This is a genomic window from Methylobacterium sp. E-012, assembly GCF_057836545.1.
Genome location: NZ_JBYQEY010000001.1, coordinates 4,405,288 through 4,427,472, shown reverse-complemented (window position 1 = coordinate 4,427,472; position 22,185 = coordinate 4,405,288). Strand labels below are relative to the sequence as shown.

14 protein-coding genes are annotated in these 22,185 nt (G+C 70.7%); 5 read left to right on the top strand and 9 right to left on the bottom strand.

Annotated elements, in window-relative coordinates:
• Positions 1 to 61: 61 nt before the first annotated feature.
• Positions 62 to 1,441: an MFS transporter gene (locus AC3IF1_RS21210; RefSeq protein WP_489219200.1), complete on the bottom strand. Its 1,380-nt coding sequence runs from the start codon at positions 1,439 to 1,441 to the stop codon at positions 62 to 64.
• Positions 1,442 to 2,423: 982 nt separating this feature from the next.
• Between AC3IF1_RS21210 and AC3IF1_RS21205 the strand changes: the two genes are divergently transcribed.
• Positions 2,424 to 5,636: an efflux RND transporter permease subunit gene (locus AC3IF1_RS21205; protein ID WP_489219199.1), complete on the top strand. Its 3,213-nt coding sequence runs from the start codon at positions 2,424 to 2,426 to the stop codon at positions 5,634 to 5,636.
• Between the two features lie 12 nt (positions 5,637 to 5,648).
• The gene (locus AC3IF1_RS21200) at positions 5,649 to 6,905 is read left to right on the top strand and encodes an efflux RND transporter periplasmic adaptor subunit (protein WP_489219198.1); all 1,257 of its coding nucleotides are present in this window, start codon (positions 5,649 to 5,651) and stop codon (positions 6,903 to 6,905) included.
• Positions 6,906 to 7,301: 396 nt separating this feature from the next.
• Here AC3IF1_RS21200 and AC3IF1_RS21195 read toward each other — a convergent pair whose 3' ends face one another.
• A complete protein-coding gene (locus AC3IF1_RS21195) occupies positions 7,302 to 8,606 on the bottom strand; it encodes an MFS transporter (RefSeq protein ID WP_243967245.1) in 1,305 nt (434 codons plus the stop codon).
• A gap of 116 nt (positions 8,607 to 8,722) precedes the next feature.
• On the bottom strand, positions 8,723 to 10,099 hold the full coding sequence (locus tag AC3IF1_RS21190) for an NAD(P)H-dependent oxidoreductase (RefSeq protein ID WP_489219196.1): 1,377 nt from the start codon (positions 10,097 to 10,099) through the stop codon (positions 8,723 to 8,725).
• Positions 10,100 to 10,267: 168 nt separating this feature from the next.
• Here AC3IF1_RS21190 and AC3IF1_RS21185 point away from each other — a divergent pair, with 168 nt between their 5' ends.
• The gene (locus AC3IF1_RS21185) at positions 10,268 to 11,173 is read left to right on the top strand and encodes a LysR family transcriptional regulator (protein WP_489219195.1); all 906 of its coding nucleotides are present in this window, start codon (positions 10,268 to 10,270) and stop codon (positions 11,171 to 11,173) included.
• On the opposite strand, the gene AC3IF1_RS21180 is transcribed toward AC3IF1_RS21185, so the two are convergent.
• Complete coding sequence (locus AC3IF1_RS21180; RefSeq protein WP_489219194.1) at positions 11,165 to 12,103, bottom strand: LysR substrate-binding domain-containing protein; 939 nt, start codon at positions 12,101 to 12,103, stop codon at positions 11,165 to 11,167. The genes AC3IF1_RS21185 and AC3IF1_RS21180 overlap by 9 nt on opposite strands.
• A 130-nt stretch (positions 12,104 to 12,233) precedes the next feature.
• Between AC3IF1_RS21180 and AC3IF1_RS21175 the strand changes: the two genes are divergently transcribed.
• Positions 12,234 to 13,538: an MFS transporter gene (locus AC3IF1_RS21175; protein ID WP_489219193.1), complete on the top strand. Its 1,305-nt coding sequence runs from the start codon at positions 12,234 to 12,236 to the stop codon at positions 13,536 to 13,538.
• A 35-nt stretch (positions 13,539 to 13,573) separates the two neighbouring features.
• A complete protein-coding gene (locus tag AC3IF1_RS21170) occupies positions 13,574 to 14,437 on the top strand; it encodes a class II aldolase/adducin family protein (protein ID WP_243967250.1) in 864 nt (287 codons plus the stop codon).
• Between the two features lie 252 nt (positions 14,438 to 14,689).
• Here AC3IF1_RS21170 and AC3IF1_RS21165 read toward each other — a convergent pair whose 3' ends face one another.
• The 5 genes from AC3IF1_RS21165 to AC3IF1_RS21145 form a co-directional block, all read right to left on the bottom strand.
• A complete protein-coding gene (locus tag AC3IF1_RS21165) occupies positions 14,690 to 15,007 on the bottom strand; it encodes a hypothetical protein (protein ID WP_243967251.1) in 318 nt (105 codons plus the stop codon).
• A 151-nt stretch (positions 15,008 to 15,158) separates the two neighbouring features.
• On the bottom strand, positions 15,159 to 16,376 hold the full coding sequence (locus AC3IF1_RS21160) for a glycosyltransferase (protein WP_489219192.1): 1,218 nt from the start codon (positions 16,374 to 16,376) through the stop codon (positions 15,159 to 15,161).
• 64 nt (positions 16,377 to 16,440) lie between these two features.
• The gene (locus AC3IF1_RS21155) at positions 16,441 to 17,079 is read right to left on the bottom strand and encodes a class I SAM-dependent methyltransferase (protein ID WP_243967254.1); all 639 of its coding nucleotides are present in this window, start codon (positions 17,077 to 17,079) and stop codon (positions 16,441 to 16,443) included.
• 86 nt (positions 17,080 to 17,165) lie between these two features.
• Positions 17,166 to 19,535, bottom strand: coding sequence for a glycosyltransferase (locus tag AC3IF1_RS21150; protein ID WP_489219190.1), 2,370 nt, complete (start codon positions 19,533 to 19,535; stop codon positions 17,166 to 17,168).
• On the bottom strand, positions 19,532 to 22,114 hold the full coding sequence (locus tag AC3IF1_RS21145; RefSeq protein WP_489219189.1) for a glycosyltransferase family 2 protein: 2,583 nt from the start codon (positions 22,112 to 22,114) through the stop codon (positions 19,532 to 19,534). The genes AC3IF1_RS21150 and AC3IF1_RS21145 overlap by 4 nt, the downstream gene beginning before the upstream one ends.
• Positions 22,115 to 22,185: the final 71 nt, after the last annotated feature.

Genomic DNA, 22,185 nt, shown 5'->3' with positions numbered 1-22,185 from the left:
CGGCAGCGAGTGGCTCCGCCCCCGCCGAGCAAGGCGACCGGCTCGCCAGCCGGCGACGACCTTATGAACTTACGGCCAGACGCAGGAAACTCACCGCGCTTGCAAATCCGGCAAAGGCACACCCAAGGCCCATGGCGAGCGCCGATCCGTGCACGCCCGCGACCGCGAAGCACGCAGCGACGAGGGCAGCGCCCAGGGTCTGGCCGAGAAGCCGCGCCGTCGCCACGATGCCGCTCGCCCCGCCCGAGCGGGCCGGCGGCGCGCTCGTCATGATGGCGCGTAGATTCGGGGCCTGGAAGAAGCCGAATCCAGCCCCGCAGATCGCCATTCGCCAGATGATATCCGGGACGCTCGGATTCGCGGGCAGCACCGCGAGCAGACCCATTCCGACCGCGAGGCCGGCGAGCCCGACCCCGCCGAGCAGACCCGGGGCATACCGATCCGAGAGGCGCCCGGCCACCGGCGCCAGAAGCGCGACCACCACGGGCCAGGGCGTCATCAGGAAGCCGGTCTCGACCTGCGAGCGGCCGAGCGTGTGCTGGAACAGGAAAGGCAGCGAGACGAAGGCGAGGCCCTGCGCCGCGAAGGCGCACACCGCGGTCAACGCCGACAGGGCGAACAGGGGGCGCTTCAGGAGATCGGCAGCCAACATCGGCGCCGGGTGGTTCCTTTGGCGACGGAGAAGGAGGGCGCCGCAGACGAGCGCGCCGCCGATCTCCGCCATGACGCGCCAGAGCGGTTCCTCGTGTGCCGCCTCGCCCAATCCGAGCACGAGCAGCGCGAACGCGGCCGCGTTCAGGAGCGCGCCAGGGGCGTCGAAGCTGTGCCCGGACCGTCCTGTGTCGGGCAGGGCGATCCAGGCCAGTGCGAGAGCACCGAGGCCGATCGGCACGTTGACGGCGAACAGCCAGGGCCAGGGTGCGGCTAGCAGGATCAGCGATGCCACGGTCGGACCGACCGCGAAGCCGACGCCGACGACGAAGGCATTGAGCCCGACGCCGCGGCCGAGTTGATGCGCGGGGTAGATGAAGCGGATCAGCGCGATGTTGACCGCCATCAGGGCGCTCGCCCCGATCCCCTGGAGCACGCGCGCGGCGACGAGGGTCGGCAGGGACCAGGCCAGGGCACAGACCAGCGAGGCGCCGATGAACAGGATGAGCCCGGCGACGTAGATCCGGTGCTGCCCGACGATCTCGCCGAGTGCCGCGATCGGCAGCAGCGTCGCCACGACCGCGAGCTGGTAGGCGTTCACGATCCAGACCGAGGCGCCGGGATCGACCCCGAGATCAGCGGCGATGGTGGGCAACGCCGTGTTGGCGATCGCGGTGTCGAGTGTGGCGAGCGCCACTCCGGTGAGCACCGCGGCCATGGCCCGGCCGCGCTGGCCCGGCGGCAGCCCGTCGCGCAGTTTCGCAGTCGGTTTCAGCGTTGTGACAGACATTCGGACGGAAGGTCCCGCGTTTCGAGCCGATCTCGGCCTGCGCCCCCTGCCGCAGCTTGGCAATCAGGCCCCGGCATCACCTCTGCGCGAGACGGCGCCCGTGGTCCTGCCGGGGAGACGGTGTCGACCCAATGGGGCCCCAGCGGCGATCCTGGCTCCGGCCCGGCTCATCGACAACCCGGGCCCACGCGCGCGTGCAAGCCTGCGCCGGCGGATCGGCGGGATCGACCGCCCTCACCACCGAACTGGCTACCGAGCGCCCTGAGAAGCCCACGGCCGGCGACGATCGCCGAGGGCGAGGTGGACGGCTGGTATGGGGCCGTCGTCGTGTCTCAAAGCCGGGCAGCGAGGTCACACGGCGATGGCGTGACGGGCCGGATCTGCCGATGCGGACGCGCCGGCGGGATGAGATCGCCTTGCTACGCCCGAGTGCTGCGGCGGCGGCTGAAGACACAGTCGGCCGGCGGCGCGATGTGCGTTGCCGGCTGGTGGGCCACTGGGGACTCGGCATGTCATGTCTGAAATGCGTCCATCCTGGTCATGCAAGAAACCGCCGAAGCCGCGCCAGAGCGGACCCAGCGTATAGCTGCTGCGTGGCTGAATTCATCACATCAGGGCGCTGTCTCAGCTCAAAGCCGCGTGCGGAGCGTCGATTTTCTTCTGCGATCCGATAGCGAATGCTTGAAGGCAACGCCCCGCGATTGGGTGACGGATGATCGCGAAGGGCCAAACGCGATCCACGGACTTACCGTCACGAAAATTTTCGCGATCTGGACATCTAATCCGAGCAATTTTTAATATTATATCAGCACAAACATCCTTGTTGTCTAAAATCCAGACATTGTCTCTCGATGTTTCTGATCGTCACGCGCGATCGACATCATCAAATTGCCGCACTGGCCCTATGAATGCATAATACGGTATGCGGATGAACGCGGTCGGCGGCTTTCGTCGACCGAACTGATTGAGGCGGATCCAAAGCATGGCGGCGATCGTCCGACTGGCTCTGCTGCGGCCTTACACCTTCGTCGTGATGTCGATCCTGATCCTCATCTTCGGGGTCATGTCGATCGTCCGGACGCCGACCGATATCTTCCCGCGCATCGGCATCCCGGTGATCAGTGTCGTCTGGCAGTATACCGGTCTGCAGGCCGATGACATGTCGGGTCGGATCGTCTCCGTATTCGAGCGCTCTCTGACCACCACGGTCAACGACATCGAGCACATCGAATCCCAGTCGGTCCCGGGCTATGGGATCGTGAAGATCTACTTCCAGCCCGGCGTCGACATCACCGCCGCCCAAGCGCAGGTCACCTCGATCTCGCAGACGCAGCTCAAGCAGCTGCCGCCGGGCATCACGCCGCCGCTGATGCTCGCCTACAACGCGTCGAGCGTGCCGATTATTCAGCTCGCCCTGTCGAGCGACAGCCTCTCGCAGACGGCCCTCAACGACCTCGCCCAGAATTTCATCCGGCCGCAGCTCACCACGATCCCCGGGGCCCAGCTGCCCTACGCCTACGGCGGCGCGGCGCGGCAGGTGCAGATCGACCTCGACCAGTCGGCGCTCCACGCGCACGGCCTGTCGGCGGCCGACGTCGGCGCGGCACTGGCCCGGCAGAACCTGATCAACCCGGTCGGCACGCAGAAGATCGGGACCTTCGAGTGGATCGTCGATCTCAACGACTCCCCGAAGACGATCGAGGCGTTCAACGACCTGCCGGTCAGGGTCGTCGACGGCGCCGTGGTGTTCATGCGCGACGTCGCCCATGTGCGCAACGGCTCGCCGCCCCAGACCAACGTCGTCCAACTCGACGGCAAGAAGGGCGTGCTGATGTCGATCCTGAAGATCGGCAACGCCTCGACGCTGGACATCATCGCCGAGGTCAAGGCGCGCCTTCCGGCCATCCAGGCGACCCTGCCGGCCGGGGTCGACCTCAAGTACGTCGCCGATCAATCCGGCTTCGTGCGGGAATCCGTGGTGGCGGTGGTGCGCGAGGGCGTGATCGCCGCCGCCCTCACCGGCCTGATGATCCTGGTGTTCCTGGGCAGCTGGCGCTCCACCCTGATCATCACCGTCTCGATCCCGCTCGCCGTGCTGTGCTCGCTGATCGCGCTGTCGGCGCTCGGGCAGACCATCAACGTGATGACGCTGGGCGGGCTCGCGCTGGCGGTGGGCATCCTCGTCGACGACGCCACCGTGACCATCGAGAACATCAACCGGCACATGGAGGAATTCGGCGAGGATATCGTCACGGCGATCACCCGCGGCGCCCAGGAGATCATGCCGCCGGCCACCATCGCCCTGTTTTGCATCTGCATCGCCTTCGTGCCGCTCCTGGCGCTCGGCGGCGTGGCGGGCTTCCTGTTTCGACCCCTGGCGATGGCGGTGGTGTTCGCGATGATCGCGTCCTACGCGCTCACCTATACCCTGGTGCCGACGCTGGCGCGCTACCTGCTGACCGAGCACACCCACGGACAGGACCCGGCCGCCAAGCCGGGCCCGTTCGCCCGGTTTCAGGGGGGCTTCGAGCGCCGCTTCGAGGCGCTGCGACAGGCCTATCTCGGGCTGCTCGCCCTGGCGCTGGCACATCGGAAGACGTTCGCGGCCGGCTTCCTCGGGGTCGTCGCCCTGTCGTTCGGCCTCGTTCCCTACCTCGGGCGCGACTTCTTCCCCGATGTGGACGCGGGCGCGTTGCGCATTCACCTGCGGGCGCCGACAGGCACGCGCATCGAGGAGATGACGGCGCTGACCGGGCGGGTCGAGGGGCGCGTGCGCGCCCTGATCCCCGCGCGGCGCGTGGCCAGCGTCGTCAACAACATCGGGCTTCCGATCAGCGGCATCAATATTTCCTATGGCAACAGCGGCACCATCGGCACCTTCGACGCCGACATGCTGGTGACCCTCGACGAGGCCGGCGGCCAGGGGGAGGCGGCGGGCGGCCCGTCGACGGCCGCGTTGACCCGCGCCCTCCGCGAGCGGCTGCCGCAGGACTTTCCGGGTGTTACCTTCGCGTTCCTGCCCGCTGACATCGTCAGCCAGATCCTGAACTTCGGCTCCCCCGCCGCGCTCGATGTGCAGGTTGCGGGTCGCGACGTCGTTGGGGGGCGCGCCTACGCCAACAAGCTGCTGGCCCGGGTCCGACGCGTGGCGGGGGTCGCCGATGCGCGCATCCAAGAGCAGGCGCGCAACCCAGCCCTCCGGGTCGACTTCAACCGCGCGCTCGCGGGTGTCGTCGGCCTCACCGAGGGAGACGCCGCCACAAGTATCCAAGCGACGCTGTCCGGCAGCACGCAGACGGCCCCGACCTACTGGCTCGACCCGCGCAACGGCGTGTCCTACCCGGTCTCGGTCCAGACGCCACAATACGCGATCGATACGCTGGGCGACCTCAACAACCTGCCGATTACCGCCGCCCGCTCGGAACAGCTCCTGGGTGGACTGGCGTCGATCGCGCCTGAACCGCTCAGCGCCGTGGCGACGGACTACAACATCGCGCCCACCGTCAACATTCTGGCCACGACGCAGGACCGCGACCTCGGCGGTGTTACGGCGGACATCGAACGGGCGATCGACGCGACGAAATCCGACCTGCCGAAGGGGTCGACCGTCACCGTGCGCGGGCAGGCGGTGACCATGGCGCAGGCCTACCAGCAGCTGCTCGTCGGTCTCGCCTTCTCGATCGTGCTGATCTACCTGCTGATCGTCATCAACTTCCAGTCCTGGATCGATCCGTTCGTCATCGTGACGGCGCTGCCCGCGGCGTTGGCCGGGATCGTCTGGATGCTGTTTGCGACGCACACGCACGTCTCGGTACCGGCGCTGACCGGGGCGATCATGTGCATGGGCGTGGCCACCGCCAACTCGATCTTGGTCATCAGCTTCGCCCGCGAGCAGCTCCGCGCCGGGCGCAGCGCGCTCGAGGCCGCGCTGGCAGCCGGAGCGACGCGGCTGCGGCCGGTGATGATGACCGCGCTGGCCATGATCATCGGCATGGCGCCGATGGCGATCGAGCCAGGCCAGAACGCGCCGCTCGGCCGCGCCGTCATCGGCGGCCTGCTGTTTGCAACGCTGGCGACGCTGTTCTTCGTGCCCGTGGTCTTCGGCATCGTGCACGGGCGGCCGCGTCGAGCGGGAAGCCGGCGCATGACGCCGCTCGACGCCGCTGCCCATGCCGTCCCGTCCTCGTCCGCCTGATCCGGATCCCGCATGCATCCCCGAGACGACATCGATCGCGATCGCGTCGAACCTCCCCTCGCGCCGCCCCGCACGCCGTCGGCGCGCAGGGTCAGCCTGCTCCTGGCCGGCGTGGCAGTCGGCGCGGCGGCGCTGGCCTGGCTCGGCATCGGCGACCGGGCGAGAGGGATGCAGGACGTCGAGGCTTGGACCGAACGCCAAGCGGTACCCACCGTCCGGGTCGTGCAGGCGCGGCGCGGCCCTATGGACGAGGACCTGACTCTGCCCGGGTCGCTCAACGCCTTCTACACGGGCTCGCTCTACGCGCGCGCCAGCGGCTACGTCACGGCCTGGCATCGGGATATCGGCGCCCGGGTGCGCAAGGATGAGATCCTGGCCGAGATCTCGGCGCCCGACCTCGACCAGCAGTTGGCGGAGGCGCGCGCCACCCTCGTCCAGTTGCAGGCCGCGGTCGATCAGGCCCAGGCGAACGCCGACCTCAGCGCGGCCACCAACAAGCGCACCGCCCGCCTCGTGACACAGGGTTGGTCGAGCGAGGAGCGCGGCGACACAGACCGCTTCACCGCGGCCTCCCGGGCCGCGGCCCTGTCGGTGGCCAAGGCAAACATCGTCGCCCAGCAGGCCAACGTCGGGCGCCTGGAGGAGCTGACGCGGTTCAAGGAGATCAAGGCGCCGTTCGACGGCGTCGTGACCGCGCGCAATGTCGACATCGGCGACCTGCTCACGGCGGGGGGGACGGCGGGGCGGCCGCTCTATCGGGTGTCTGACATCCATCGCGTGCGCGTCTACGTGAACGTGCCGCAGGCCTTTCTGGCCGTGATGAAGCCGGGGCTTCAGGCGGCCCTGAGGGTGCCTGGGCAGGAGTCGCCGTTCACCGCGGAGGTCACGTCCATGTCCAACGCGATCGCGGAGGATTCCCGGAAGGGCTTGGTCGAGCTTCAGGCGGACAACCCCGAGGGCAAGCTCTGGCCGGGCGCGTTTGTCGAGGTTCGGTTCCACGTGCCCTCCGACCCCGGCATTCTGCGCGTGCCCGCCACCGCGCTGATCTTTGACCGCAACGGCACGCAGGTGGCGGAAGTGGCGGACGACGACAGGGTCGTCTTGAAGCCCGTGACGCTGGGCCGGAACCTCGGCAACGAGGTCGAGGTGCGCTTGGGCATAACGACCGCCGAAAAACTCATCGACAACCCGCAGGAGTTCCTGGCCAGCGGCGATGTCGTGCACATCGCCGGAGGGGAGGTGGCCCCGCGCACGGCGGCGGCCGACTGATGCGCATCTCCCGCGGCTGGCGTTCCACACCCCTCGGAGGCCGGCAGGACCGACCGTCGCAGGGGGGACGGAAGCGTCGTGCGTTCCGATCGCGCGACGCTTCCGTGCGCCGCGGACGATCAAACCCTGCGGATCGGAAGCAGACGCCTGCGGGACCCGTCCTGACCGCTTCCGGCACGGGTCCCTGTATGGCCGCATCGACCTCACCGCTGCGGCCTGACCGCGCTCGGCCGGTTCCGACCGGCCGCTCGGCACCCGACCCGGTCATTCCGGGCCATTCGGACCCGGAGCCGGAGGAGACATTCAGCGCGACACCCGCGAGGCCGGGCCGTTCGCAGAAGTCCGGCTCCATGACACCCGCCCCGACCCCACGGCTTCGGATCGGCGAAGGCGCCGCTATCGATCGCTCAGCGAGGCCGGGATGATCCGGATCAACGCCGCGCCCACCAGCATGCAGGCGGCCACCGCGTAGAGGCCGATCGCCGGATTGCCGGTGAGGACGTTCAGTCCCCCGACCATGTAGGGCGAGACGAACCCGGCGAGGTTGCCGATGCAGTTGATCGTCGCGATCCCGGCGGCCGCCGAGGTGCCGGCCAGGAACGCGCAGGGCACACCCCAGAACAGCGACAGCGCCGAGAGCATGCCGGCGGTGCCGACGCACAGGCAGGCCACCGCGGCGGCGGGGCTCTGGCCGACATAGCCGGCGAGCGCCAGGCCGACCGCGCCGGTCGCCAGGGCCACGGCGAAATGCGCCCGGCGCCGGCGGGTGCGATCGGCACTGATCCCGGTGAGGATGATGGACGGAATCGCGACGAGGTAGGGGATCGCCGAGAGCCAGCCGATCGTCGCGACGTTCGTGATGCCGGATTCCTTCACGATGGACGGCAGCCAGAAGCTGATCCCGTAGAGACCGATAATGGTCATGAAGTAGACGCCGCTGAGCTTCCAGATCCGCGCATCCCGCAGAAAGGCCGCCGAGGAGGCGTGCGTCACCTTCTCGCCGTCCTCCCGGCGCAGCTCGGCACTCACCTCCGCCTTCTCGGCCTCGGTCAGCCAGGAGGCCTGCTCGGGCCTGTCGACCATCAGGAAGAGCACGGCGATGCCGGCCAGCAGGGAGGGCGCCGCCTCCAGCAGGAACAGCCACTGCCAGGCCTTCATCACGGTGGAGCCGCTGAAATGCTCCAGGATCAGCCCCGAGACCGGACCACCGACGACGCCCGCGAGGGGGATCGCGATGTAGTAGAAGCCGAGGGCGAAGCCGCGCTTCTTCGCCGGGAACCAGTAGGTCAGGTAGAGCATGATCCCGGGCGAGAACCCGGCCTCGGCCAGCCCCAGGAAGAACCGCGCCACGTAGAACTGGAGCGGGGTCGCCACGAACAGCGTCAGGGCCGAGATGATCGCCCAGCTGATCATGATCCGGGCGATCCAGACCCGGGCGCCGAGCCTGTGTAGGGCGAGGTTGCTCGGGACCTCGAACAGGAAGTAGCCGATGAAGAAGACCCCGGCCCCGAAGCCGTAGACGGCATCGCTGAAGCCGAGATCCGAGATCATCTGCAGCTTGGCGAAGCCGACATTCACCCGGTCGAGATATGCGCACAGGTAGCAGACGACGATGAACGGCATGATCCGCCACGTGATCTTGCGATAGACGTTCGTCTCCGCCACCCGCGCGTTCAGGCCGAGGCTGGTTGCATGGTCCATGGTTTCCTCCGATCGGCCCGTTGGGTGGGCTCTGTCGCGGTCGTGCTGGACTGTGGCCCGCTCCGCCGCACGGGCGGGGCGGGCTCCCGATCAGGGGGGCGGGGCGGACGCGCGGCTCAGGCGACCTTCCGGGCGGCCGCGCCGAGGCCCAGTTCCTGCCGGAACAGGCCCTCCATCTCGCGCCGGACGCGGATCGCCTCCTGGCCGGCGTCGAACGCGACGTCGCTCCAGCGCACGGCCTGGCCGGCGGGCACGTCGTTCCTGAGCACCATGTTGTGGGCGAGCCCGATCGGCAGGGCATCCTGCGCCAGGGAATCGCGGGTCGGCATCAGCTTGCCGTAGACGGTGAAGCCACCCTCGCCGTCGAGCTTCTCCCCCGCCCGCAGGGCCCGCTTGGCCGTGGCCGCCACGTCGCCGCGCCAGTCCCCCGTGGCGCCCGTGGCCTCGCCGCGGACCGCGATGGAGGCCACCGAGATCCCGAGTTCCAGGCCGATCAGGTGATAGGGCTTGTAGGTGGCGGCGAAGCGGCCGCTGTCGTCGGTCTTGAGGCCGTACTGGGCGAAGCAGTCGCGCACGTAGGGGCTCGGCGCCTCGAACACCGCGTAGACGCCCCAGCGCAGGTCCCGGAACACCGGCCGCCCGTCCCGCTCCAGCGACGAGACCACCTCGACGGTGCCGCGCTCGGTGAGGCAGCCGCCGTCGGCCACGGGCCGCAGGACGCTCGGCAGGTCGTCGACGCCGCAGGGCGGGAAGGCAAGCCCGTCGCGCGGGGGTGTCAGGCAGCAGGCATTGGCCACCGCGGCCATCTCCAGCGCCGACTTGGTGCCGTCCAGGAAGGAGTTGAACATCTGCGGGTTGAAGTCGCCCCCCGCCACCTGCTCAGCGCTGAAGCCGTAATGGCCCCAGACCGTGTCGGGCGTGGAGGCGTGGTAGGCCGGCAGGTACTTCGTACCCTTGCCGGCGCAGATCACCTCAAGCCCGATGGTGCGGGCCCAGTCGACGAGTTCGGCGATCAGCGCCGGCTGGTCGCCCGAGGCCATCGAGTAGATCACCCCGGCCTCCGCGGCCCGGCGGGCCAGCAGCGGGCCGGCGAGCACGTCGGCCTCGACGTTGACCATCACGACGTGCTTGCCGTGCGCGAAGGCCGTCAGGGCGTGGTGGATGCCGGCGGCCGGGCTGCCGGTGGCGTCGATGACGATGTCCACGAAGGGGCTCGCGATCATCGCGTCCGTATCCTCGGTGACGAAGGTCGTGCCGGCCTGCGCCGCCGCCTCCATCCCGCGCGCCGCGAAGCCGGCCTCGTCCCAGCCCACCCGCCGCAGCGCCTGGCGCGCCCGGTCCGGCGACAGATCGGCCACGGCGATCAGGTGGATCCCGGGCGTGCGCGGCGCCTGCGACAGGTACATGGAGCCGAACTTGCCGGCGCCGATCAGGCCGACCCGCACGGGCCGCCCCTCCTGCGCCCGCCGCTGAAGCTTGGAAAACAAGGCCATGTGGCACTCTCCCTGGACGATCCGCGATCGGTCCGGCTTCGGCCCGGTCCCCGCCGCGTTTGCACTTTGTCGCAAGATCGGAATTATCATTCGATCTGGCGCACGCCCATGCGAAGGATTGCAAAGGCGCCGTGCGCGAATTCCCATGCCTGGCACCGGCGGGGCGCGATGTCCGACTTCGACTGGAACGACCTGCGCGCCTTCCTGGCCGTCGCCCGGCTCGGGCGGCTGACGATCGCCGCCCAGCGCATGGGCATCGACCATTCGACCCTGAGCCGCCGCCTGTCCGCCCTGGAGGGCGCCCTCGGCACGCGCTTGTTCGACCGGCGCCCGTCCGGCTTCGCCCTCACGGCTGACGGCGAGCGGTTGCTGGCGGACGCGGAGCGGATGGAGAGTGTGGCGATCGGCCTGCGCGGGCGTCTGGACGTGGATGCGCATCAGGTCGGCGGCACCGTCCGGCTCGGCACCCCCGAGGCCTTCGGGACCTATTTCCTGGCCCCGCGCCTCGCCGAATTCTGCGCCGCCCAGCCGGCCCTGGAGATCGAGCTGGTGGCCAACCCGCGCAGCTTCAGCCTGTCGAAGCGGGAGGCCGACCTCGCCATCGGCATGACCCGGCCCGAGACGGGCCGGCTCTACGCCCGCAAGCTCGTGGACTACGCGCTCGGCGTCTACGCGGCGCGGGCCTACGCGGATTCGGCGGGCGCGATCCGGTCCGCGGACGACCTCCCGCACCACCGCTGGATCGGCTACGTCGACGATCTGCTCTGGACGAGCGAGCTCAACTACCTGCCGCAGGTCTCGGCGGCGATCCATCCGCAGGCGCGGATCTCGAACGTGATCACGCAGCTGGAAGCGGTGCGGGGCGGGGCCGGCCTCGCCGTCCTGCCGCATTTCCTGGCCCGCACCTGCCCGGACCTCGTGGCGGTCCTGCCGGGGGCGGTGCGCATCGTCCGCGCCTACTGGCTGATCGCCCACGCGGACACCCGCGACCTGCCGCGGGTCCGATTGGTCTCGGACTTCCTGACCCGGCAGGTCGAGGCGGCCGGCGACGCCTTCTGGCTGGGATCACCGTGACCCGGCCCCGTCGCGTGCGGGCGGATGCGGTCGGGCCCGGCTCGCCTCCTCCACCGCCAGGAGCCAGTGGCGAAAGGCCTGGATCTTCTGCAGCGCCCCGTCCCGCTCGCGGTAGCAGATGAAGTGAAGGTCCCGGTACAGGCTCTCGACCTGGCCGCCGCCCAGGCGCACGAGCTGGCCCGCGCCGATCTCGCCTTCTGCGAACCGCAGGGTCTCCAGCGCGACCCCGAGTCCCTGAACCGCGGCCGAGATCACCAGGGAGCCCCGATCGAAGGCCGCACCGGCCGCCGCCGCCGGGACCGGCAGGCCGTTGCGGGCGAACCAGTCCGGCCACCGCACCGGGCTGAAGGACGAGTCCAGCCGCGTGAAGCGCCCGGCCACCCCGGGCCCGACCGCCCCGATCGTCCGGGCGAGCTCCGGCGTACACAGGGCGGCGATCTCCTCCGGTCCGAGGGATTCGACGGCCAGGTCCGGCCCGCGCGGCGGCCGGCCATAGGCGATCAGGATATCGATCTCCCCGTGCCGGCCGAGATCCACCGGATCGGCGCTGGTGGAGAGGTGGATCGCGATGCCGGGATGCGTCTCCACGAAGGCGGGAAGCCGGGGCCCGAGCCACTTGGCCGCGAAGCTCGGCGTGCAGTGCACGGCGAGCGACGAGGGCGGCGGCGGGCTCAGGTCGGCGCAGATCGTCTCGATCGCGTCGAAGGCACCGGTCAGCCCCGCGAGCAGCCGCTGGCCGTCGGCGGTGAGCGTCGCCTGGCGGTTCGCCCGCCGGAACAGGGCGCGCCCGAACCAGCGCTCCAGGGCCCGGATCTGGTGGCTCACCGCAGACGGCGTGAGGTGCAGCTCCCCGCTCGCCCGGGCGAAGCTGCCGAGGCGCGCAGCGGACTCGAAGGCCCGCAGGGCGGGGAAGCTCGGGATCCGGCGCATGGGCAATCCATGAATTGAATTCATGAAACGCGTGAAAAATCGTCGTTTGTCAACGCCCCGACCGCGCAGGATAGTGCCGCTCGCACCGCAGAGACGGTCGCGGAACGATAAAGTCTAGGGAGACGACGCGATGGCACAGGGGGTCATGACCCTCGTCGAGCCCAGTCTCGACGAAACGACGCGGGTCTACCGCAAGGTCACGTGGCGCCTCGTGCCGTTCCTGTTCGCCTGCTACGTCGCGGCCTATCTGGACCGCGTCAATGTCGGCTTCGCCAAGCTGCAGATGCTGAGCGACCTCCAGTTCAGCGAGACGATCTACGGCCTCGGCGCCGGCATCTTCTTCCTCGGCTACTTCCTGTTCGAGGTGCCGAGCAACATGATCCTGCACAAGGTCGGCGCCCGGATCTGGATCGCCCGGGTCATGCTCAGCTGGGCCTTGATCTCGGCCGCCATGATGTTCGTGACGTCGCCGACCTGGTTCTACGTGCTGCGCTTCCTCCTCGGCCTCGCGGAAGCCGGACTGTTTCCGGGGGTGATCCTCTACCTGACCTACTGGTACCCGTCCGAGCGGCGCGGGGGCATCATCGCGCTGTTCATGACCGGCATCCCGATCGCCGGCCTCGTGGGCGGCCCACTGTCCGGGTGGATCATGAATGCGTTCGCCGGCACGGGCGGCCTCGCGGGCTGGCAGTGGCTGTTTCTGATCGAGGCGCTGCCCTCCTTGGTGCTGGGTTTCTGCGTCCTCGCCTATCTCGACGACGGCATCGACAAGGCGAAGTGGCTCAAGCCCGACGAGAAGGCGCTGCTCGCCCGCACCATCGCGGCCGACGGCGCCGCCGTGACCGCCCACCGCTTCCGCGACGGCTTCACCAGCGGCTGGGTCTGGCTGCTCTGCGGGATCTATTTCTTCTTCATCATGGGGCTGTACGGCGTCGGCTTCTGGCTGCCGACCCTGATCAAGGGCGCGGGCGTCTCCGATCCGCTGCGGATCGGCCTCCTGACCATGCTGCCCTACGGCGCCGCCGCGGTGGCGATGATCACGGTCGGGCGCCTGTCCGACGCGGCCCGGGAGCGGCGCTGGCACATCACGGTGCCGGGCCTCGTCGGGGTGGCGGGCTGGCTGGTCAGCATCCGGTTCAGCACCGACCTGATCGTCGCCGAGGCGGCGCTCACCGTGGCGACCATCGGCGTGCTGGTGACCCTGGCCCAGTTCTGGTGCCTGCCCACCGCCATCCTGGCGGGGGCGGCGGCCGCCACCGGCATTGCGGTGATCAACTCGGTCGGCAACCTCGCGGGGTTCGTGAGCCCCTACCTGATCGGCTGGATCGTCGACACCACCAAGTCCACGAGCCTCGGCGTCTACACCCTCGCCGCCTGCCTCGCCCTGGGCAGCCTCCTGGCGCTGACGGTGCCCAAGCGCCTCGTCAACCGCTGATACCCCGCACCCCACTGCGACCGAAAGGATATGCCATGCTCGACGATCATTCCCACGACGCGGCGACCACCCTCGACCTGCCCGACGACGATGCCGGCCGCAAGCGGACCTCGATCTACCAGCCCGAGCAGGCCGGCCTGATCTTTCCGGAGATGCCGGACTTCGCCAGCCATGCCGAGGCGCGCGACTACCGCAAGAAGCACCTCGTGGCCGCCTGCCGGGCCTTCGCGATGCACGGCTTCGACTACGGCTTCGCCGGACACCTCACGATCCGCGATCCCGAGCGTCCGGAGCTGTACTGGACCAACCCGATGTGCGTGCACTTCTCGCAGGTGCGGATGTCGAACCTGATCCTGGCCGACCACAGGGGCCGGGTCGTCGAGGGACGCCACGCGATCAACCGGGCGGGCTTCGTCCTGCACGCCGCCGTGCATGACGAGCACCCCGAGGTGATGGCGATGTGCCACGCGCACACCACCTACGGAACCGCGTGGTGCGCCACCGGCCGACCCCTCGACATGATCAGCCAGGACGCGGCGGCCTTCTACAACAGCCACGCCGTGATCGGCGCCTCGGCCGGTGCCGTGGCCGTGGAGAAGGAGAGCGGCCTCTCGGTCGCCCAGCAGATCGGCCGCAACCGCGGCGTGCTGCACCAGAACCACGGCCTGCTGACCTGCAGCCACCACAGCATCGACGATGCGGCCTTCTGGTTCATCGCCCTGGAGCGCGTCTGCCAGCAGCAACTCCTGGTCGAGGCCAGCGGGATCAAGCCGCAGCTCCTCTCGGAGAAGACGGCCCGCTACAGCCGCGAGCACGTCGGCAGCGACTATATCGGCTGGCTGCACTTCCAGACGTTGTACAACCACATCGCCGAGACCCAGCCCGACATGTTCGCATGAGGTCGGCGGGGCCGGCTGCGAGGCCGGTCCCCTGCCGCCTGTTCGGCCTGGGGGCTTCTGCGCGACGGGCGGCCACCGAGCGCCGGCTGGACCCGTACACTCCCGGTCGTGAAAGCCGGCCTGCTGTACCGGAGGCCCTGTAAAGGCGCGAGAACAGGGCGCCGCGTATCCAGGCCCGTCATTTGACCGCGCACGCGGCACGGCCCCCCCCGCCTCCGCTGCATCGCGCGCGGTCCGAGCGGTCAGACAGGCTCAGTGCAGGAACGGGCTGCCGGCCGTCTTGCCAGGGGTGCCGCGCGGAAGGGCGGGGGTGCAGGTGGATTGGGCCTGCCGGCGGATCCGCTCGAGGGCCTGTTCGACCTGGGCGGATGCGAGGGCGAGGCCGGCCCGCACGGTCTCCGTCGGGCAATCGGCGATCTCGACCGCGCCGACCTTGGCACGCACGGCCCGCTCGAACACGGCGATGTCGTCGCGATGGCGTCCGGCCACCAGTTCGGCCCCCATGAGCCGGATCAGGTTGGTGAGGGCGGCGAGCGCCACGTCCTTCGGGTCGCAGGATGCCTCAGCCACGTCGAAACCTCCGTCCATGCAGCGGAGAACGCCGCACGAATCAAAAGGTTACGCGGCGCCTGTTGCTGGTGCGTTAGCCGCTACGGCGTTCCGCCGCCCCGGCCGCGGCGGGTTTTCGCGCGACGCCCTCCGGTGCGGCTGGCGGGTCGGGTCAGCGCAGCGCCGACTGGAGGAGGGCCAGTTGCCCGGCGGCGGCGCGGCGGCGTTCGAAGCCGGCGGTCGCCGTCTCCCGCGCGCGCTGCCTGAGCCCGGCGAAGCGTCGGGGGTCGCCGAGCGCCGCGATGGCGGCGGCGGCGAGGCTGCGCGCGTCGAAGAACGGCACGAGCAGCCCGTTCTGGCCGTGGGTGATCACCTCCCGCACCGGGGCCGTGTCCGAGCCAACGATGAGGCACCCGGCGCTCAACGCCTCGATCAGCGACCAGGACAACACGAACGGGTAGGTGAGATAGACGTGGGCGCGCGAGACCTGGAGGAGTTGCAGGTAGTGCCCGTAGGCGAGGGCGCCGACGAAGTGCACCCGGCGCGGGTCGAGCCGGGGCGCGACCTCGCCCCAGAACACGTCCTTCCAGGTCCGGCCGTCCGGCGAGGACGGGCCGTACGAGACCCCGTCGCCGCCCACGATGACGACCTGCGCCTGCGGGCGGGCGTGCAGGATCTCCGGGAGGGCGCGCATGAACACGTGGTAGCCGCGCAGCGGTTCGAGGTTGCGCGCCACAAAGGTCAGGACCTCGGTCTGCGCCGTGAGCGCGAACCCCGAGGGCAGATGGAACACGGCGCGGTCGTCGGGGCGGACGGCCTCGGTGTCGACGCCCTCGTGCGCCACCGCGATCTTGCCCTGGAACGCGTCCGGATAGGTCGAGCGCTGCCACAGGGTCGGCGACAATCCCAGATCGCATTCGGCGAGGGCCAGCAGCTGGCTGGCGTTCTTGGCGCGCAGGTAGGTCATCCCGTCGACCCCGAATTGCGGGAATTCCGGGTCGAAATGCACGTCCTGGCCGTGCTCGCGATAGAAGTACTCGCAGTACACGATGAGGCGCGCGCGCGGGAACTTGGCGCGCAACGGCAGCGTCTCGCCCCAGCCGCTATGGGCCACGATCACGTCGGGGACGAACCCAGAATTCTCGAGCGCGATGAGCGTGTACAGCACCTGCTCGGCCCGGCGCGCCTCGGAATCGAACCGGCGCGCGAAGGAATGCACGGCCGCGTGCCCGACGTCGTGGAAGTGGTACCGTTCCAGCCTGACCCCGCGCAGCTGGCCGGCGGTCTGGGATCCGATCGCGGCGACCCGGTGTGCGGGGTCGGCCGCCAGGACCTCGGCGAGGTAGCGGAATTGCGCCGGGAAGTTCGTGTGAACGAACAGGATGTTCATGAGGTCCGGTGCTACCCAGGTTCGAGGCCCGAACGCGGTGCGACGCGCCCCGCGCTGACGGCGGTCACTGGGTCAGGGCGCGCTGTTCCGTCCCGGCGAAGATCGCCTCCAGCCGCTCGCTGCGCGCCTCCGGCATCAGGGCGAGCGCCCAGAGATCGAAGAACCCGCCCTTGGTCGTGCGCACCTCCGCGAAGCCGGCGTCGAGGCAGACGCGCGCCATCCGGTCCGCGGTGAAGCCCGTGTTGTGCGCCATGTAGACCCCGCCGGACGCGATCGACTGGGAATGTCCGTAGAGCATGTCGAGCGTGGAGATGGGCCCCGCCGGCGCCGTGTAGATCGTGGCCTCCGCCTTGCCCTCGAGGACGAGCGAGGCGATCGCTTGCAGGTCGGGACAGGTGATCAGCGCGAACCCGTCCGGTTTCAGGACGCGGCGGAGTTCGCGAAACGCCGGCAGCACTTCGTGCGTGTGCAGGTGCTCGACGTTGTGGGACGACCAGATCGCGTCGAACGACGCGTCGGGCACCAGGGCGCGCATGTCGAAGACCGAGCCGACCAGATCGGGGTTGAGGCGCGCGTCGATGTCGAGGCGCACCTCGTGCCAGCCGCCGGTGCGAAAGGCGGGATGCAGCTTCAACGGATTGAAGGGACCACTGCCCGTGTTCAGGACGCGCTTCAGGTGCGCGGATTGAGCTTCGCCGAACAACAGCTATTCCCCCCGACAAGAGTGACATCAGGTTGTTTTTTGATCGCCGACTACGCTTACCATCGCACGCGGCGGCGAGCCAATTCTCACAGTCCCGAGGGCATTGCGGCCGGCGCCCCGAGGCTGCGCCGGCGCGGATCCTGGGCCCGCGGCGGGCAGGCCAGCGCCGTGTAGGGCGGCTCGGACAGCGCCAGGAGCGGATTGTAGGCCGGATCGGCGAGCAACGTCGCGCCCCAGCGCGCGCGCAGGGCGGTCAGTTCACGCGCGCGGCGGGCGCGCGCGCCGGCCGACAGGCCCCGATCGTCATCGCAGACCCCGTGATGCACCAGGTCGAGATGCGGTGTGAGGACCACGCGGCCGCCCTGCGCGCCGAGCCTGAGACAGAGGTCGACGGCGCCGAAGTGAGTCGGGAAATGGCGCTCGTCGAGGCCGCAGGCGGCTCGGTAGGCCGCCCGGCGCACGAGCAGGCAGGCCGCCGTGACGGCGCTGGGTTCGGATGCGACCCGGAGCAGATCGGCGTGGCCCGCGTCGTCGGCCATCCGATCGGTCATGGCGGGGCTCGCCGCGACTTGCGGCCCCAGGACGATGCCGCCGCTCCGGACGAGGCCGCTCGGCCGGCGCAGCACCGCTCCGGCGGCCACGGTCGTGGGCTCGCCGAGGCGGCTCAGGAGCTCCGGGAGCCACCCGTCGCCGCGCGCCTCGACGTCATCGTCGAGCAGACACACGAGGGCGCCGCGGGCGGATTCCACGGCCCGATTGATCAGGCGCGCCTGCGTGAACGGTCCCGGCTCGGCCAGGACGCGACCGCCCGCCGCCCGGACCCCGTCGAGCAGCGCCGCCATGGCCGGATCCGAGGAGCCCGTGCCCACGACGACGAGCTCGGCCCGCGCCCGATCGAGGGCCGGCCGGATCGACGCGAGGCAGCGCGCCAGGCACGCGGCGCGATCGCGCGTCGGGATGATGACGCTGACCTCCGCCTCGGCCGGCCGGCGCGTGACCCGCACGGCGGGCAGGATCGCGCCGCGGCCCGGCTGCACCTCCCCCGGCATCGCCCGCGCCTCGAGATGACGGAGCGTGGCGGCGGCCAGCGCCCGCGTCGCCGCCGGCAGGTCGAGGTCCGGCAGGATCCCGGCGACCCCCGGCAGATGCACGACCGCCGCGCGGGCCCGGGGGAGATCGTCGAACTGGGCGTTGGCGAGGCGGTAGAGGCTGTTGGCTCCGGCCCGCGCCGCCTCCGCGGCAGAATGCGGGCGCAGGGCGAAGACGAGCGCGCCGTAGCCCTGTTCGAGCCAGCGCTCGTAATCGAAGCTCGGGAAGGCCAGGACGGTCGACCGGTCGGGCGGACCGACGGCGAGATCCCCGTACACGAGACGCGCGTCCGGATCCGCCTCCAGGATCCCGGCGAGGCGTCCGGGGGCGCCCGGCTCCAGGATGATGCCCGCCGGGACGATCAGCAGGCTGTCGGAGCCGGCGGCTGCGCCGTCGAGGAAGGCGAGGAGATCGGCCGGGTCGAAGCCGATGCGATCCGGGGAGGGCAGGACCGCCACGGGCCAGGACGGGTCGGGCCTGTCGCCGAGGCTGTCGCGCGTGCGAGCAACGTCGGCCGGCCCATCCCCCACGATCGCGACGGCCGATCGGCCCGCGCGCAGGGCGGGCGCGGCCGGCGGATATCGCCGCAGCCAGGGTCTCAGCTGGTCGAACGGGAGCGTACGGGGCAGCAGCGTGTCGAACAGACGGGCGCGGGCCGCTGTCGTCCCGGCGTCCGGCCCGTAGGCCCGGGCGGCCAGCACCTCCAGCGGGTCGGGAAAGGCCACCAGGGTCAGGGGGCTGCCGCTCAGGGGCGTGCCGGACCCGTCGGTCACGATCACCTGCTGGGTCAGGCCGGTCGCGAACCGGTCGGGCAGGTGCAGCGCGAAGGCGGGGGCCGGCGGCTCGCCGCCGCGGCCGCGCGGATGCCAGCGGTCGGGCCGTGCCTCCACGATCAGCTCGCCGTCGATCCAGACCCGGGCGCGCAGGCGCGCCGGATCGCGGCCCGGGGCGAGCCAGCCGCTCACGTGGAGACCGCCGCGCCATTCGACCGATCCCGCTTCGCCGCCGGGGGAACCGCGGGTGACGGCCGGGCGATCCAGGGGGATCGGCGGGGCGAGCGCGATGGCGAGATTGGCCAGCCCGACCTGGACCAGGCCGCCCCCCGAAACGGCCTCCGGGGCGAGGACGAAGCTGAAGCCGTAGCGGCCGTCGCCGATGCCGGCCCGCTCCAGGTCCGGCCGATAGATCTCCGCCCGCGCGAGCGCGACGGGCAGGCCGTCGATCGTCAGCTCGACGACGGGGTGGGCCGAGGGGTCCGCCGGATCGTAGACGAACCCGGTGATCGCGGCCGGCCCGCTCCGTTCGACCTGCGCGACGTAAGGGTGCGCCGCATGCGCGATGGCCGGAGGAGCGCTCGGAGCGGTCAAGACGGTGGATTCGACGGGGCTGCGAGCCAGCGCACGATCTGCGCGGCCGCGCCAGTGTCGCAAATCGCCGGATCGAGGACAAGGTCGCCGGGTTCCCGCCCGTAGGCGCCGTCCGACCAGTCGAAATAGGCGCGGCGCCCGCGGCCAGCCTGCTCCAGGCACGCGAACAGCGCGTCCCGATAGGGCAGCAGCAGCGCCGCGCACCGGAATCGCGTTGCGCTTTCGGCGATCTCGTCGGCGGCGATGGGCCCGGTGACGAAGGTCGCGCTCCCCGCCATCAGGCCGAGATCGTGCAACGTCCCGCCGATGACCAAGAGTTGCACCGCGGCGCCGACCTGACGGGAGCGGGCCTCGATCGCCAGCGTGAGACGGCTCACCGCCGCGCTCGGCAGGGGGCTCAGGATCCCGAGGCGCAGGCGACGGGACGCGGGCCGATCCGGGCTCGCCGCGACGGTCCGGCCGACCCCGGCATCCGGGCGCGCTCCCGCCGCGGCGGCCGGCGGCACGAGCTTCCGGCGCATCGGCGCCGGCAGCGCCGCCCGCGCGCGCGCCAGGGTCATGCCGTCGCCGCACAGGAGGCGGTCGGCGCGCCTCCAGAGCCGCGCGAGGTCGCGGGGGCCGTTCAGTTCGGCCTCCGGCGGTGCCGATTCCGCCGGAGCCTGCGCCGGCGGGACCGGGGCGGGGGGCAGGAGATCCCGCGCCCCGGCGACGAGGAGGTCTACGGGCACGCCGAGCCTGTCGCATAGGGCGCTCAGGACCCGGGGGCAGCGTTCCGGCGCGACCACGACGACGCGGTCGAGATGCACGGCCTTGAGGTAGGCGACCAGGGCGCGCCGCTCCCGCGCCACCCCGAGGGCGAAGCCCAAGGATTGCGGTAGGCTGCCGGCGCTGCCGCGGAGCCGGACCCGGAGATCGCAGGCCTGCCCATCCAGCTCCACCCAGAGGCAGCGCAGGCCGGCCGCACGCCAATGCGCGAGCCAGGACGCCAGCGCCGGACCGACCGTCGGCAGGGGATTGACGATCACGACGTCGTAGGGGGGAGGGGCGATCCGACGCTCGACCGCCGCGTAGGCGACGCGGAGGGGATCCGCCAAGCGGAACGCCTCGATCTCGGCGCGATAGTCCGGGTAGCGCAGGTCGAGGCTTGCGGCGTTGCGGACCACGAGCCTGCGTTTCCCGGCGCCGAACGACAGGGATCCGGCATGCCCCACGACCAGGTTCGTCGCGCAGAGATTCTGGAACCCGAGCTGGCGCGCCTTCAGGCAGAGATCGACGTCCTCGTAGTAGCCCCGTCCGTAGGAGAGCGGCATCCCGCCGACCGCGGTCCAACACGCCCGCGTGACGAGCAGGCAGAACCCGATCCCGTTCGGAAGCGCGACCGGTTCCGGGGCGGCCAGTCGCGCGGCCCGGTCCCAATCCGCCAGTTCCTGGACCGAGGGAAGGTCGTTGGCCGCGTGTCGATTGGGGAAGCTCGTGATCACGCCGTTGTTCGAGATCGGCGTGATCGTCCCGAGGTTCGGCGTCGCGGCCGCGAGCGCGAGGAGGCGTTGGAGCGCTTCGTCGGGCAGGATCGTGTCGGCGTTCAGGAGCAGGAGATCGCCGGCCCGGGTCTGGCTCGCGGCAAGGTTCACCGAAGCGGCAAACCCCCGGTTGGAACCGTTGCTGATCAGGGTCAGCCGTCCCTCAGCCGCGCGCCGCGCCACATCCGCGACCAGCGCGGCATTCGGACTCGCGTCGTTGATGACGATGATCCGCCAGCGCCGCCCCGGCAGAATCTGAGCTTCCAGGCTGTCCAGGCAGATCCGTGTCGCCTCGGCATCCTCGAACACCGGCACGATCACCGTCAGCGCGCAGGCGTCGTCCGCTTGGGGTGATCGCGGCTGCGGCGGATCGGCTCCGGGGGGACATCGCGGCGGGAACGTCTGCCGGCGGGTGGCCGGTGACGCGCCATCGCAGGACAACCGGATCTCGACCGCGCCGAGGCCGGGCCGGGGACACGCGAAGGCCGCGGCGTGGTATCGCTCCCCGGCGAGTGGATGCCCGGGCTCGGCCGCGACGACGCGGTGCTCCGGCGATCCCGTGCCGAGGATCGTGCCCTCCAGGCGCTGTCCGGCCGGCCAGGTGACCCAGCCCCGCAAGCCTAAGTCGTCCGCCTCGATCCGCCCGACGATGCCGGCCTGCTGATCCTGGAGGACCGCGACGGCGATCCGCAGGGCATCGACGGGCGTTCTCGGATCTTCGACCAGGGCCTGCGCCGCGTCGAGGCGAGCTTCCCCCTCCGCGAACCGGAGCGCGTGGAGATTGACAAGCGTGTCGGTCGGGTCGAGTTCCAGCGCCTTCTCGATGTCCGCACGGGCGTGCGCGGCGTCGCCGAGCCGCCGTGCGGCTTCGGCCCGGAAGAGGAAGCCGCGCGCCCGAGCCCGCACGGACAATCGGCAAAGCCGATCCGCGGCGACGTAAGCGGTCTCCCACGCGCCCGCCAGCAGGGCTTCGGCGGCGATGCGCGACAGGGCCTGGAGGTGTCGGTCCGGATCGAGGAGCTGGGCGCGCTGGTCGGCGGTGAGATCCCACGCGTTCACCGCCTCCGCCCCGTCGCCACGGCCACCGGCGCGCGAACCGGACGACGCGGACCATGCACGCGGGGAGGGCA